This window comes from Pseudoxanthomonas jiangsuensis (assembly GCF_010093185.1).
Classification (GTDB): Bacteria; Pseudomonadota; Gammaproteobacteria; order Xanthomonadales; family Xanthomonadaceae; genus Pseudoxanthomonas; species Pseudoxanthomonas jiangsuensis.
The window spans coordinates 33,872-46,423 of the sequence record NZ_PDWL01000005.1; the positions used below are offsets into that span (position 1 = coordinate 33,872).

Sequence of the window (12,552 nt, forward strand, 5' to 3'; positions counted from 1 at the left end):
TCACACGGAGATCGCTTCTTCATTGTGCGGGTCCCCCACCCGCCGATGGACCCGTTCAATGCAGTCGTTCCACCGCGATCCGCGCCGGATCCGCCGCTCGCTCCTGGCCAAGACCACCGTGCTCGCCCTCGCCGCGGCCGCTCCGGTCGCCTTCGCCGCCGACGATGCCGCCGCCGGCGGCGATGACGTCTCCAACCTGGACACCGTGCTGGTCACCGGCTCGCGCGCCAGCAACCGCACCATCGCCAACAGCGCCGTCCCGGTCGACGTGGTCTCGGGCAACGACCTGGTCGGCACCGGCAAGTCCAACCTGCTCGACGCCCTGCAGAGCCTGCTGCCGTCCTTCAGCCAGCAGGCGCGGCAGTCGGACGTGGAAGGCAACATCCCTGGCGCGCAGCTGCGCAACCTCTCGCCCGGCTACACCCTGGTGCTGGTCAACGGCAAGCGCCGCAACGCCAGCGCCTACGCCTCCATCGGCACCTCCCCCGGCCAGTCCTGGACCGACCTGTCGCTGATCCCGACCTCGGCGATCGAGCGGGTCGAGGTGCTGCGCGACGGCGCCTCGGCGATCTACGGCTCGGACGCCATCGCCGGCGTGTTCAACCTGATCCTGAAGTCCTCGCCCAGCGAGGGCTCGGTCTCGCTGGAGGCCGGCACCAGCTACGAGGGCGACGGCGACCGGGTGATCCTCACCGCCAACAAGGGCTTCGCCCTGGGCGAGCGCGGCTTCATCAACCTGTCGGCCGAGCACACCGACCAGGACTATGCGGTCCGCTCGCTGGAGTACCGCGACACCTACCTGTCGTACCCGGCGATCAACGCCAGCGGCAATCCGGTCAGGCTGGGCAGCAACAACAGCCAGCCCGCCGGCGCCACCCCGAACCCGAAGGAAGCCACCCGCAACCGCTACGCCCAGAACAACCAGGGCGTGGCCGAGTACACCACCTCTGCGCTGGCGGCGAACTGGAGCCTGGGCCTGGGCGCGGACACCGACTTCTACGGCTTCGCCACCTATACCGCGCGCGAATCGGCGCAGCTGCAGAACCACCGCCTGCCGGCGACCATCTTCGCCAGCAACCCCGGCCTGCTCGAGGTGTACCCCGACGGCTTCACCCCGACCATCGACACCGACGAAGTCGACTATTCGGTGGTCGGCGGCTTCAAGGGCGTCCTCGGCGGCTGGGACTGGGACGCCAGCGCGACCTACAACCGCGACTATTTCGACCTCTACACCCGCAACAGCGCCAACTTCAGCCTGGTCTATCCCGGCGCCAAGACCGACTTCTTCGCCGGGCGCCTGGACTACGACCAGTGGATCGGCAACCTCGACCTCAAGCGCGCCGCGGAGTCCTCGCTGCTCGCTTCGCCGCTCGACCTGAGCCTGGGCCTGGAGTACCAGCACGAGAGCTACCAGCGCGACGCCGGCGAGCCGGACTCCTATTACGGCAGCGGTGCGGTGGCCTATCCGGGCAATGCGCCCGGCGACGTGGCCGAATCCAGCCGGCACCGGGTCGCCGCCTATGCCGGGGTGGCCGCCAACCTGACCGAGCGCTGGTACCTGGACCTGGCCGCGCGCTACGAGGACCATTCCGACTTCGGCGACGTCTCCACCGGCCGCCTGACCACGCGCTTCGACTTCAACGACCACTTCGCGGTCCGCGGCACGGTCAGCAACGGCTTCCACGCCCCCGGCCTGGCGGCGCAGAACCTGCAGATCACCAAGGTCACCCCGACCACCAGCGAGCTCACCGCGCGGGTGGGATCGGCGGTGGCGGTCGCCCTGGGCGCGACCCCTCTGCAGCCGGAGCAGGCCGACAACTACAGCGTCGGCGTGGTCTTCAGCCCGACCCGCAGCTTCCACGCGGCGCTGGACCTGTTCCAGATCGACATCAGCGATCAGCTCGGCCGCTCCAGCAACATCGGCTACAACGCCGCCAACCCGAACGCGGTGGTCGACGCCTCCAACACCGTGCTGACCGCCGCCCAGAAGCAGATCGTGGACGACCTGCTGGCCACCGCCGGGGTCACCATCCCGGCCGGCGGCTCCTACTTCGTCAACTACTACTCCAACGTGGGCGATACCCGCACCCGCGGCGTCGAGTTCACCCTGGAGGCCAGCCACGCCCTGTCCTGGGGCAACCTGCGCTGGAACTACGGCTTCAACCGCAACCTCACCGAGTTCACCCGGGTCGCGGACATCCCCTCGGTGCTGCAGGGCCTGCCCAACATCACCCTGCTGAGCGAGGGTGGGCAGTACGACGTGCGCTACCGGGTGCCGGACTACCAGCACGTCGCCGGCGCCTACTGGAGCCAAGGCGGCTGGCGGGCCAACGTCAACTTCGTCTACCACGGCCCGACCCGGCGCCTGAGCGGCACCTACCGCTGGGAGATCGACCCGGTGCTGGTCACCAACATCGGCGGCGGCTACCAGTTCGCCAACGGCTGGGCGGTGGACGCCGGCGTCAACAACCTCACCGACGAGTACCCGAGCACGGTGCCGGAGCAGGCGCTGAGCGCCAGCTCCAACGCGGTCTACACGTGGCAGTACGCCAGCGGCTCGCTGAACCGGCTGGGCGGCTACTACTACGCGCGGGTCTCGTACCGGCTCTGAGCCGCCGCGGACCGCGGTCCGTGCGATGCACCACCGGCGGCATCGCACGGACCCGGCCGGCCGGGTCCACCGGTCATTCGCATCGGTCATCACCTGCGCACGAAATCCCATCAAAACCCCGGCCGCGCGCGCCGGTCCGTGTCCTAGGATCGAACCACTGCGGCAGAACCTGGAATACCGCTGGTGCGTGCTTCGCGTGGCCTGATCCTCTTTCTCTGCGGTACCGCCCTGTCGGCGATGGCGGTGGCCACCTGGTCGCAGGAAGCGCCGGGCGGCGCGGCGGCGAAGGCGGGCGCGCGCGACCTCGCCGCGGGCCACCACAACCTGCAGGTGCTGCCGGCCGACATCTCGGTGCCGGTGCTGGCGCGGACGATGAAGCGCTACGAGCGCGACCTCGGCGTGGGCTGCAGCTACTGCCACGTCGAGAACCGCGCCACCGGCGAACTGGACTACGTCTCCGACGAGAACCCGAAGAAGGAAACGGCGCGGATCATGATTTCGATGCTAGACGACATCAACGAGCGCCACCTGGCGCGCATGGGCGGCGACCAGCGCTACGCCGCGGCGGTCACCTGCGGCAGCTGCCACCAGGGCCGCGCCAGCCCGCCGGCGTTCGAGGGCCGGCGCCAGTGAGCCGTCGCTTCGCCCGTATCGCCCGTGCTCGCCAGGCCGGCCGCCGGCACTGGCCGCTGGCGCTCGCCTCGGCCCTGGCCTGCGCCGCGGGCGTGGCCCTGCTGTCGCCGGCCTCGGCGCAGATCGCGGTGCGCAACCAGGGCTACATCCCCTACGACGACGCCCCGATCCACTACCGCTCCGAGGACATCAGCGACCCGGTCACCCAGCTGCAGAAGAAGCTGGACGCCGGCGCCGCGCGGCTGGACCACGACGGCGGCGCCCACGGCTACCTGAAGTCGGTGCTGGAGCAGCTGGACATCCCGGTCAGTTCGCAGACCCTGGTGTTCTCCAAGACCAGCTTCCAGTACCCGCACATCTCGCCGCAGCACCCGCGCGCGCTGTACTTCAACGACGACGTCTACATCGGCGTGGTCAACCAGGGCAAGGAGATCGAGGTGATCTCCTTCGACCGCACCCAGGGCGCGATCTTCTTCATCCTGCACGAGCAGAAGGCCGAGAAGCCGCGCTTCGAGCGCGCCGAGCTGGACTGCACCCAGTGCCACATCGCCGCCGGCACCCGCGGCGTACCCGGAGTGCTGCTGCGCTCGGTGCAGCCGACCGCCTCGGGCACCCTGGTGACCGGCGCGCGTTCCTTCATCACCGACCAGGACAGCCCGCTGGCGCAGCGCTGGGGCGGCTGGTACGTGACCGGGCCGCTGGCCGGGCGGACCATGGCCAATGCCGTGGCCGCCGCGGACGCCACCGCCGCCAGCCCCGGCCTGCAGCCGCTGCCGGCGCGCAGCTTCGATCCATCGCGCTACCTGGCGCCCGGCAGCGAGGACGTCGCTCTGCTGGTGCTCGGCCACCAGACCCAGGCCCACAACCTGATCACCCTGACCAACTACCGCACCCGGATCGCCCTGCACGAGCTTGGCGGCGACGCCGCCCTGGCCTCGCCGCCGGCGCTGGAGGCCCTGCCGGACGAGGCGCGGGAGAAGATCGAGCGCCCGGCCGAACAGCTGCTGCGCTACCTGCTGTTCGCCGACGAGGCGCCGCTGCCCGGCCTGGACGCGGAGCAGGCCATCGCGGGCTCGGCCTTCGCCCGCGACTTCGCCGCGCGCGGCCCGCGCGACTCCAGGGGCCGCTCGCTGCGCGACTTCGACCTGCACACCCGGATCTTCCGCTACCCGCTGAGCTACCTGGTCTATTCGGACGCCTTCGACGCGCTGCCCGAACCGGCCAAGGGCCACGTCTACCGCCGCCTGCTGGAGATCCTCAGCGGCCGCGACGACAGCGGCGAGTTCGACATCGTCTCCGCCGAGGGCAAGCGTGCGGTCCTGGAGATCCTCCTGGAAACCAAGCCGGGGCTGCCGGCGCAGTGGCAGGAGTACGCACGCGAGCACCGGCTCAGGATCGCCGCGGCCCCCACCCCCGGGTCGCCGGCGCGCCTGTAGCCCCGCCAGCGCAACCGCACCACCACCCACGAGGAAGCGACCATGAAAGGCTTCACCCGCACCGCCAGTCTCGCCCTGCTGCTCGCCAGCAGCGCGGCCGCCTGGGCCGATACTCCCGTCGACGGCCGCTGGGACGCCCAGCTGGTCCGCGGCGAGACCGTGATCCCGTTCCGCCTGGACATCTCCGGCGAGGGCAAGACCCTGAAGGGCACGCTCTACGACGGCTTCCGCCCCTACGAGACCACCACCGCCGCCAGCTTCAAGGACGACTGGCTGGTCCTGGACATCGAGCACTACCTGACCAAGATCGAGGCCCGGCTCGAGAACGGCCGCCTGGTCGGCGACGTGGTCGCGCAGAACCGCGGCAGCCGCTCCGAGTACGGCTTCGTCGCCACCCGCCACGATCCCAAGGCCGCCGCCGCGGCCGCCGCGGTGCAGGCCCCGGTGATCTCCGGCGAGTGGGAGATCCCGCTGTCCGATCCTTCCGCCAAGGGCGAGAAGGCGTTCCGCTTCATCGTCGAGCAGAAGGGCGCGGAAGTGGCGGCCTCGATCCTGCGCGTGGACGGCGACACCGGCGCGTACAGCGGCGTCTACCGGGACGGCACGTGGAAGCTGAGCCACTTCGACGGTTCCCGTCCGGGCGTGATCGAGGTCGCGCCGCAGGCCGACGGTACCCTGCGCATCATCCAGGGCGGCACCCGCGCGCCGCGAAGCGCGCCTGCCGATGCCTATGCCGCCGCTTCGCCGCCGGACGGCCGCGCCGCGCCGGTGCTGGTCGCCTACCGCCCGGAGGCGGCGCGCGCCAAGGGCCTGCCCAAGCCGGCCAACCACCTGACCCACAGCACCCCGCGCGACCCGAACGAGAAGTTCACCTTCAGCTTCCGCGACCTCGACGGCAAGCTGCGCAGCCACGACGATCCCGGCTTTCAGGGCAAGGCGGTGGTCGCGGTCGTCACCGGCACCTGGTGCCCGAACTGCCACGACGAGGCCCAGTACCTGGTCGAGCTGGACCGCAAGTACCGCGACCAGGGCCTGGCGATCGTGGCCCTGAACTTCGAGGAGGTCGAGCAGCAGCAGTCGCTGCAGCGCGCGCGCTCCTTCGTCTCCCAGTACGGGGTCGAGTACCCGTACCTGCAGGCCGGCTCGCCGGAGGAGATGTGGGCGGCGGTGCCGCAGCTGGTGAACCTCAACACCTGGCCGACCACGCTGTTCATCGGCCGCGACGGCACCATCCGCGCGGTGCATTCCGGCTTCGGCTCGCCGGCCACCGGTGAGTTCTACGCCCGCCAGGACAAGGAGTTCACCAGCCGGATCGAGCAGCTGCTGGCCGAACCGGCGCCGGTGGCGGCGCAGGACCCGGCGCCCGCCGCGGCCCCGGTGGCGGTGGCCGGCCGCTGCCGGGCACCCGGCAGCGGTCGGCAAGAAGAAGGCCCGCCTCGCGGCGGGCCTTCTCGTCTTTGGGGAAGCGGCGGCAGGCGAAGCGCCAGCGCAGGCCTTCAGAACATCCCCGTTTCCAGCCGCGCCGCCTCGGACATCATGTGCCGGCCCCAGGGCGGATCGAACACCAGTTCCACGTCGGCCTCGGCGATGGTCGGGATCTGCTCCAGCTTGCTGCGCACGTCGTCGACCAGGATCTCGCCCATGCCGCAGCCGGGCGCGGTCAGGGTCATCTTGACCTCGATCGTGCGCTGGCCGTCCTCGCGCGGCTTGAGGCTGGCCTCGTACACCAGGCCCAGGTCGACGATGTTGAACGGGATCTCCGGGTCGAAGCAGGTCCGCAGCTGGCGCCAGACCATGGCCTCGACCTCCTCGTCGCCGGCGTCGGCCGGCAGGTCCAGCTCGGCCGGCGGCTCCTTGCCGATGGCGTCGGCGTCCTTGCCCGCGATCCGGAACAGGTTGCCCTCGACGAACACTGTGTAGCTGCCGCCCAGGCCCTGGGTGATGTAGCCGACGCTGCCGGCCGGCAGGGTCACGGCTTCGCCCTGCGGCACCATGACGGCGGCGCAGTCGCGCTCGAAACGGACGGGTTCGCTGCTGCGGGAATACATGGAGCCGATATGGGGACGCGGGCGCCGGTCGCAAGGAGCGGCAAGGCGCGGGGCGGAGGGACGTGATTCTAGCCGATGCGGCCTGCGCGTATTCTTGGCGACCCTTCCAGGTACCGCCATGACGCCCGTCAAGCCCGCCGCTCCGCCACCGTCCCGCTCCGGCCGCTGGTTGTGGCCCTTCCTGCTGCTGCTCGGGGCGGCGACCATGGCCGTGGCCTGGGCCTCGCTGGCCCTGGCCAGCGGCCGCCAGTCCGGCTGGATGGCCCTGCTGGCGGGCCTGCAGGCGGCCTGGATGCTGCGCCTGGGCGGGATGCGCCCGGGCTGGCCGCGCGCCCTGCTGGCGGCTGCCACCACCGCACTGGTGACCGTGGCCGTGCAATGGCTGGTGGCTTCCGGCCACATCGGCGGCCAGATGGGCATGGCCCCGTGGGAAGCCGCGCCCAGGATGGGCGCCGGCTACGTCTGGACCCTGTCGAAGCTCGCCAACTCCCGGCTTGACCTGCTGTGCCTGGCGCTGGCGCCGCTGCTGGCGCTGCGGCTGGGCCGCTAGGGCGGGCCGGGCCGCAGGCTGTCGCGGACGAAGCCCGCGACCTTCTCGGCGAAGTCTTCCAGGCCTTTCTCGTCCTGGCCGCCGATCCAGCCACCGACCTTGCGGTCGACTACCTCTTCGCGCGCGACCAGGGAGCCATCGGATTTGCGCGCCAGCCAGACGTCCACCGCGAACTTCTGGGCGCCGGCGCCGAAACCGACGAAGTACCGCAACGCCTGGTTTCCAGCCTTGTAGTCGACCAAACGCCCCCCCAGCACCAGCGCGCGCGCCGGGTCGGGGCAGGCGGGCCAGCCCTCGCCGACCAGGGTCGAACGCAGGCCGCGCGCCTTCTCCGGCACCTGGCCGGCGACGCTGCGCTGGATATCCAACAAGCGCCCGGCCGGAATCGTCGCCGCCCGCGCCTCCTCCTTGCTGGCGATGAAGCCGCCGCTGGTGGTCTCGAAGCGGCGCACCTCCACGCATTCGAAGGAGGCGAGCGTGGCCCGATCGAGCGGAACCGCCGGTCCCGCCGGTTCGGGCACCGCCGCGTGAAGCTCCTCCGTGCCAGTGCTTTCGCCTTGCTGCGCAGCGACCGGGCCGTCGTCCTTTACCTGGCCCCACCATCCCCCGTGGCCGCCGCCCTGCTGGGCCCACGCCGCCATCGGCAGCAACAGGCAGGCGACGGCCAGGCGGCGGCAATGCTTCATTCCCATCGATCCCCCTCGATCTCCGGATCGCGGTCCGCTCAGTGCCCGCCGTCCAGCGCCTTCAGCTCGCTGACCAGGGCGCTGGCCATCTCGGCGCCGTCGCCGTACAGCATGCGGGTGTTGTCGGCGTAGAACAGCGCGTTCTCGATGCCGGCGAAGCCCGTGCCCTTGCCGCGCTTGATCACGATCGTGTTCTTCGACTCGACCACGTCCAGGATCGGCATGCCGTAGATCGGGCTGGCCGGATCGGTCTTGGCCACCGGATTGACCACGTCGTTGGCGCCGATCACCAGCGACACGTCGGTGTTCGGGAACTCGGGGTTGATGTCGTCCATGTCTGCGATCAGGTCGTAGGGCACGCCGGCCTCGGCCAGCAGCACGTTCATGTGCCCGGGCATGCGCCCGGCCACCGGGTGGATCGCGAACTTGACCTTGACCCCGCGGTCGACTAGCCGCTGCGCCAGCTCCCAGATCTTGTGCTGGGCCTGGGCCACGGCCAGGCCGTAGCCGGGCACGATCACCACCCGCTCGGCGTAGGCCATCATCGCGGCCACGTCGCCGGCCTCGATCGGCTTCTGCGCGCCGGTGATCTCCTGGGCCTGGCCGCCGCCGCCGAAGCTGCCGAACAGCACCCCGGAGATCGGCCGGTTCATCGCCTTGGCCATCAGCCGGGTCAGCAGGATGCCGGCCGCGCCGACCATCATGCCGGCGATGATCAGCGCCTGGTTGCCGAGCACGTAGCCCTCGAAGGCCACCGCCAGGCCGGTGAAGGCGTTGTACAGCGAGATCACCACCGGCATGTCGGCGCCGCCGATCGGCAGGGTCATCAGCACGCCCAGCAAAAGGGCGACGACGAAGAAGGCGATGATCGGCCCGGTCTGCAGGCTGACCGCCGCCCACGCGCCCAGCGCCAGCATGGCCACCGCTACCAGCAGGTTGAACACCTGCTGCCCCGGGAACGCCATGCGCTTGTCCAGGCGCCCGTCGAGCTTGGCCCAGGCGACGATCGAGCCGGACAGCGAGACCGCGCCGATCGCCGAGCCGACGATGGCCAGGGCCAGCACCACCGGCCCCGGGCCGCCGACCACGGCCGCGCCCGGCGCCGCGTGCGCCAGGCCCGAATACTTCAGCAGCTCCACCGCGCCGATCGCCGCCGCCGAACCACCGCCCATGCCGTTGTACAGGGCCACCATCTGCGGCATGTCGGTGATCGCCACCTTCTTGCCCGAGACCCAGGCCACCACCGTGCCCAGCACCAGCGCGACCACGATCAGCGGCAGGTTGTGCAGGCCCGGCAGCAGGAAGGTGGCGAAGGTCGCGATCAGCATGCCCAGGCCCGCCCAGCGGATGCCGCTGCGCGCGGTGGCCGGCGAGGCCATGCGCTGCAGGCCGAGCAGGAACAGGGTCGCGGCGACCAGGTAGCTGGCGGCCACCAGCCAGGTGCGCAGGTCCAGGCCGCTCATGCCTTCTTCTCCGGCTTCTTCGACGACTTGAACATCTCCAGCATGCGCTCGGTCACCACGTAGCCGCCCGCCGCATTGCCCGCGCCCAGGACCACGGCGACGAAGCCGATCGCCTTTTCCAAGGTGGTGTCGGCGTGGCCCAGCACCACCATCGCCCCGATCAGGACGATGCCGTGGATGAAGTTGGAGCCGGACATCAGCGGCGTATGCAGGATCACCGGCACCCGCGAGATGATCACGTGGCCCGCGATCGCCGCGAGCATGAAGATGTACAGCGCAACAAAACCGTCGTTCATTACCGCCTCGCTCCCCGGGCACGGCGCCCGGCGGGATGATAACCGCAGCCTGAACCCGATACAGCCGGTCAACCCATAGCCGCCGCGTGCGTTTTCCCCTGCAGAACACGCCCGCCGAGATTTCCGATGAAACCGCCGTCGCGCCGTCCCGGGACATCGCGCAGCCACGCCACGACCGCCGCCGGCGGCCGGGAAGCTAAGCTGTGCTGGTGACCACGCCGATCGCCCCCGACTGGGAAGCCGCCGCGACGCCCGCCTGGGCCTCGCTGGACGCGTTCCTGGCCGAGGTCGGCCCGCGCGCGTTCCGCTTCGCCGAGGCCGGCCTGCGCCAGCGCGACGATGCGCTGGACGCGGTCCAGGACGCGATGATGAAGATGCTGGCCTACCGCGAGCGCCCGGCGAACGAGTGGACGCCGCTGTTCTGGAGCATCCTGCGGCGGCGGATCATCGATCTGCAGAGGCGCGCGCGTTTCCGCCTGCGCTGGCTTCTGCCGGCCGGCGACGACCCGCGCGGCGAGGACGCCAGCATCGACTGGGCCGACGCTGCGCCCGGCCCGGCGCAGGCACACGAGCAGCGCGAGGCTTACGCGCGGCTCGTGGAGGCGCTGCGCGCCCTGCCGGCGCGCCAGCGCGAAGCCTTCACCCTGCGCGTGCTCGAAGAACTGGACGTGGCCACCACCGCGCGCGCGATGGGCTGCTCGGAAGGCTCGGTGAAGACACACCTGTCGCGCGCGCGGCAGGCCCTGCATTCGCAACTGGAGGACGTCCGATGACGACCGTACCCCACCATCCCGCCCCCGACCCGGCCGCCGGCCGGCTGGACCTGCACGCCCGGCAGCTGCATGCCGGCGCCCTGGCGCATGTCTCCACGCCTACCCTGGCGCGCCTGCGCGAGGCGCGGCGCGCAGCCACCGCGGCTTCGGGCACGACACCGGCACGCTGGCGTTCGCCCTGGCTGGCCGGCGGCGCGATGGCCGCGGCCCTGGCCCTGGCGGTGGTGCTGCGCCCGGAGCCGGCCACGCCCCCGGATGCCGGCACCGGCGCCACGGTCGCGGCCACCGGCGAGGAACCGGCCGGCACGCTGCAGGAGGATCCGGTGTTCTACCTGTGGCTGGCATCGGCCGACGCCCCGGCCCTGGCCCTGGAGTGATGCCCATGGACACCAAGAAGCGCCTCGTTCCCTGCCTGGCCGCGATCGCCCTGGCCTTCGCCGTTTCCACCGCCGTGGCGGCACCGCCGCCCGCCCCCCAGGAACCGGCGGCCAAATCGCTGCCGACCTGGGAGCAGTTGAGCCCCGAACAGCGCGAACTGCTGATCGGCCCCTTGCGCGAGCGCTGGAACGCCGCGCCGGGCGAGCGTGTGCGCATGCTCGAGCACGCGCGCCGCTGGCGCGACCTGCCGCCGGACGAGCGCGAGCGCGCCCGCCGCGGCGCGCGCCGCTTCGAGCAGATGAGCCCGGAGCAGCGCGAACGCGCCCGCGCGATCTTCCACCAGACCCGCCACATGAGCGAGGAACAGCGCCGCGACTTCATGCAGCGCTGGGAAAGGATGACGCCGGCGCAGCGCAGCGAGTGGCTGCGCACCCATCCGGCGCCTGCGCATCCGTAGATCCCAAACAGGACGGGCCCCGCAGGGCCCGTCGGTGCAGCGTTGCCTGGCGAGCCCGCTCAGGCCGTCGCGGCCGCCTCGGCCTTCGCCGGCGCCTCCGGCCATGCCGTCTTCGCCAGCAGTTCGTCGTCCCAGTCGAACGCCAGCGCCCCGTCCTTCAGGAACAGGGCCACGAAGTTGTAGACGTTGCGCGCGTACATCTCGCTGGCGTGGACCGCGCCCATGCTCGCGAGGTCGAGCGGGCCGGCCACGGCCACCCCGCCCTGCTCCACCGTCTCGCCCGGACGAGTGAGTTCGCAGTTGCCGCCGGTCTCGGCCGCCAGGTCCACGATCACGCTGCCCGGCTTCATCCCGGCGACCATCGCCGCGGTGATGATCTTCGGCGCCGGGCGCCCGGGCACCGCGGCCGTACACACGATCACGTCCACGCTGCGCAGATGCTCGGCCAGGCGCCTCTGCTGCTCGGCGCGCTCCTCGTCGGTGAGCTGGCGCGCATAGCCGCCCTCGCCCGCCGCGCTCACGCCCAGGTCCAGGAACTTGCCGCCCAGCGACTCGATCTGCTCGCGGGTCTCCGGGCGCACGTCGAAGCCCTCGACCTGGGCGCCGAGCCGGCGTGCGGTGGCGATCGCCTGCAGGCCCGCCACGCCGGCGCCGACGATCAGCACCCTGGACGGGCGGATGGTGCCGGCGGCGGTGGTCAGCATCGGGAAGAAGCGCGGCGCCAGCTGCGCGGCGATCAGCACCGCCTTGTAGCCGGCCATGCCGGCCTGCGAGCTGAGCACGTCCATCGCCTGGGCGCGGGTGGTGCGCGGCAGCCGTTCCAGCGGGAAGGCGCGGATCCCGCGCGCCTGCAGCGCCGCGCCGCGTTCGGCGTCGCCCTGCGGCTGCAGCACCCCGACCAGGGTCGCGCCCTGCTTCAGCGCGCCGATCGCATCGGCCGCCGGCGGCTGCACGCACAGCACCAGCTCGGCCGCGGCGCGCGCATCGGCGCCGGCCAGCTGCGCGCCCGCATCGAGGTAGGCCTGGTCGGTGATGCCCGCGCCCAACCCGGCGCCGGACTCCACCCGCACCTGGGCGCCGGCCGCCACCAGCTTCTTCACCGTTTCCGGCGTGGCCGCCACCCGGCGCTCGCCTGCCGCGGCCTCCTTCAGCACCAGCACTTCAACCGCCATGCGTCCCCTCGTCACGGTCCAGATTCGAGCGGCGATGCTAGCAAACCGC

General features: G+C 71.6%; 12 protein-coding genes and 1 pseudogene. 8 read left to right on the plus strand and 5 right to left on the minus strand.

The annotated features are described in order from the left end of the window. Positions 1 to 58: 58 nt before the first annotated feature. The 4 genes and pseudogenes from CSC62_RS04555 to CSC62_RS17990 form a co-directional block, all read left to right on the plus strand. On the plus strand, positions 59 to 2,611 hold the full coding sequence (locus tag CSC62_RS04555; RefSeq protein ID WP_162404987.1) for a TonB-dependent receptor plug domain-containing protein: 2,553 nt from the start codon (positions 59 to 61) through the stop codon (positions 2,609 to 2,611). 183 nt (positions 2,612 to 2,794) lie between these two features. After that, positions 2,795 to 3,244, plus strand: coding sequence for a c-type cytochrome (locus CSC62_RS04560; RefSeq protein WP_162404988.1), 450 nt, complete (start codon positions 2,795 to 2,797; stop codon positions 3,242 to 3,244). Next, complete coding sequence (locus tag CSC62_RS04565; RefSeq protein ID WP_162404989.1) at positions 3,241 to 4,680, plus strand: hypothetical protein; 1,440 nt, start codon at positions 3,241 to 3,243, stop codon at positions 4,678 to 4,680. Before CSC62_RS04560 ends, CSC62_RS04565 begins: the two co-directional genes overlap by 4 nt. Positions 4,681 to 4,722: 42 nt before the next feature. Then, positions 4,723 to 5,919: pseudogene (locus tag CSC62_RS17990) on the plus strand (TlpA disulfide reductase family protein); the annotation flags it as partial. 257 nt (positions 5,920 to 6,176) lie between these two features. On the opposite strand, the gene sufT reads toward CSC62_RS17990, so the two are convergent. Continuing rightward, the gene (gene sufT / locus CSC62_RS04570) at positions 6,177 to 6,728 is read right to left on the minus strand and encodes a putative Fe-S cluster assembly protein SufT (protein WP_162404990.1); all 552 of its coding nucleotides are present in this window, start codon (positions 6,726 to 6,728) and stop codon (positions 6,177 to 6,179) included. 118 nt (positions 6,729 to 6,846) lie between these two features. On the opposite strand from sufT, the gene CSC62_RS04575 reads away from it, so the two are divergent. Further along, positions 6,847 to 7,278: a hypothetical protein gene (locus CSC62_RS04575; protein WP_162404991.1), complete on the plus strand. Its 432-nt coding sequence runs from the start codon at positions 6,847 to 6,849 to the stop codon at positions 7,276 to 7,278. Here the strand turns inward: CSC62_RS04575 and CSC62_RS04580 are convergent. The 3 genes from CSC62_RS04580 to CSC62_RS04590 are packed head-to-tail and all read right to left on the minus strand — an operon-like array spanning position 7,275 to position 9,723. Continuing rightward, positions 7,275 to 7,964 (minus strand): DUF4410 domain-containing protein, encoded by a 690-nt coding sequence (locus tag CSC62_RS04580; RefSeq protein WP_162404992.1) that lies wholly within the window; start codon positions 7,962 to 7,964, stop codon positions 7,275 to 7,277. The two genes, CSC62_RS04575 and CSC62_RS04580, sit on opposite strands and share 4 nt — an antisense overlap. Positions 7,965 to 8,002: 38 nt before the next feature. Then, complete coding sequence (locus tag CSC62_RS04585; RefSeq protein ID WP_162404993.1) at positions 8,003 to 9,427, minus strand: NAD(P)(+) transhydrogenase (Re/Si-specific) subunit beta; 1,425 nt, start codon at positions 9,425 to 9,427, stop codon at positions 8,003 to 8,005. Then, positions 9,424 to 9,723 carry an NAD(P) transhydrogenase subunit alpha part 2 gene (locus tag CSC62_RS04590; protein WP_162404994.1) on the minus strand — a complete coding sequence of 100 codons (300 nt, stop codon included), beginning with the start codon at positions 9,721 to 9,723 and terminating at the stop codon, positions 9,424 to 9,426. The genes CSC62_RS04585 and CSC62_RS04590 overlap by 4 nt, the downstream gene beginning before the upstream one ends. Before the next feature lie 203 nt (positions 9,724 to 9,926). Here CSC62_RS04590 and CSC62_RS04595 point away from each other — a divergent pair, with 203 nt between their 5' ends. From CSC62_RS04595 to CSC62_RS04605, 3 genes are read left to right on the plus strand one after another with little or no spacing between them, the layout of a single operon-like run. Then, complete coding sequence (locus tag CSC62_RS04595; RefSeq protein ID WP_162404995.1) at positions 9,927 to 10,496, plus strand: RNA polymerase sigma factor; 570 nt, start codon at positions 9,927 to 9,929, stop codon at positions 10,494 to 10,496. After that, positions 10,493 to 10,873 (plus strand): hypothetical protein, encoded by a 381-nt coding sequence (locus CSC62_RS04600; RefSeq protein ID WP_162404996.1) that lies wholly within the window; start codon positions 10,493 to 10,495, stop codon positions 10,871 to 10,873. The genes CSC62_RS04595 and CSC62_RS04600 overlap by 4 nt, the downstream gene beginning before the upstream one ends. Before the next feature lie 5 nt (positions 10,874 to 10,878). Beyond that, complete coding sequence (locus tag CSC62_RS04605) at positions 10,879 to 11,331, plus strand: DUF3106 domain-containing protein (RefSeq protein WP_162404997.1); 453 nt, start codon at positions 10,879 to 10,881, stop codon at positions 11,329 to 11,331. Between the two features lie 59 nt (positions 11,332 to 11,390). Here the strand turns inward: CSC62_RS04605 and CSC62_RS04610 are convergent, their stop codons facing one another. Beyond that, positions 11,391 to 12,503 (minus strand): NAD(P) transhydrogenase subunit alpha, encoded by a 1,113-nt coding sequence (locus CSC62_RS04610; protein WP_162404998.1) that lies wholly within the window; start codon positions 12,501 to 12,503, stop codon positions 11,391 to 11,393. Between the last annotated feature and the right edge of the window lie 49 nt (positions 12,504 to 12,552).

Bases quoted from the DNA above. Each gene is read 5' to 3' on its own strand.
- CSC62_RS04590 (WP_162404994.1), bottom strand. From the start codon at position 9,723: ATGAACGACGGTTTTGTTGCGCTGTACATCTTCATGCTCGCGGCGATC.
- sufT (WP_162404990.1), bottom strand. From the start codon at position 6,728: ATGTATTCCCGCAGCAGCGAACCCGTCCGTTTCGAGCGCGACTGCGCC.
- CSC62_RS04585 (WP_162404993.1), bottom strand. From the start codon at position 9,427: ATGAGCGGCCTGGACCTGCGCACCTGGCTGGTGGCCGCCAGCTACCTG.
- CSC62_RS04580 (WP_162404992.1), bottom strand. From the start codon at position 7,964: ATGAAGCATTGCCGCCGCCTGGCCGTCGCCTGCCTGTTGCTGCCGATG.
- CSC62_RS04575 (WP_162404991.1), top strand. From the start codon at position 6,847: ATGACGCCCGTCAAGCCCGCCGCTCCGCCACCGTCCCGCTCCGGCCGC.
- CSC62_RS04555 (WP_162404987.1), top strand. From the start codon at position 59: ATGCAGTCGTTCCACCGCGATCCGCGCCGGATCCGCCGCTCGCTCCTG.
- CSC62_RS04610 (WP_162404998.1), bottom strand. From the start codon at position 12,503: ATGGCGGTTGAAGTGCTGGTGCTGAAGGAGGCCGCGGCAGGCGAGCGC.
- CSC62_RS04605 (WP_162404997.1), top strand. From the start codon at position 10,879: ATGGACACCAAGAAGCGCCTCGTTCCCTGCCTGGCCGCGATCGCCCTG.
- CSC62_RS04600 (WP_162404996.1), top strand. From the start codon at position 10,493: ATGACGACCGTACCCCACCATCCCGCCCCCGACCCGGCCGCCGGCCGG.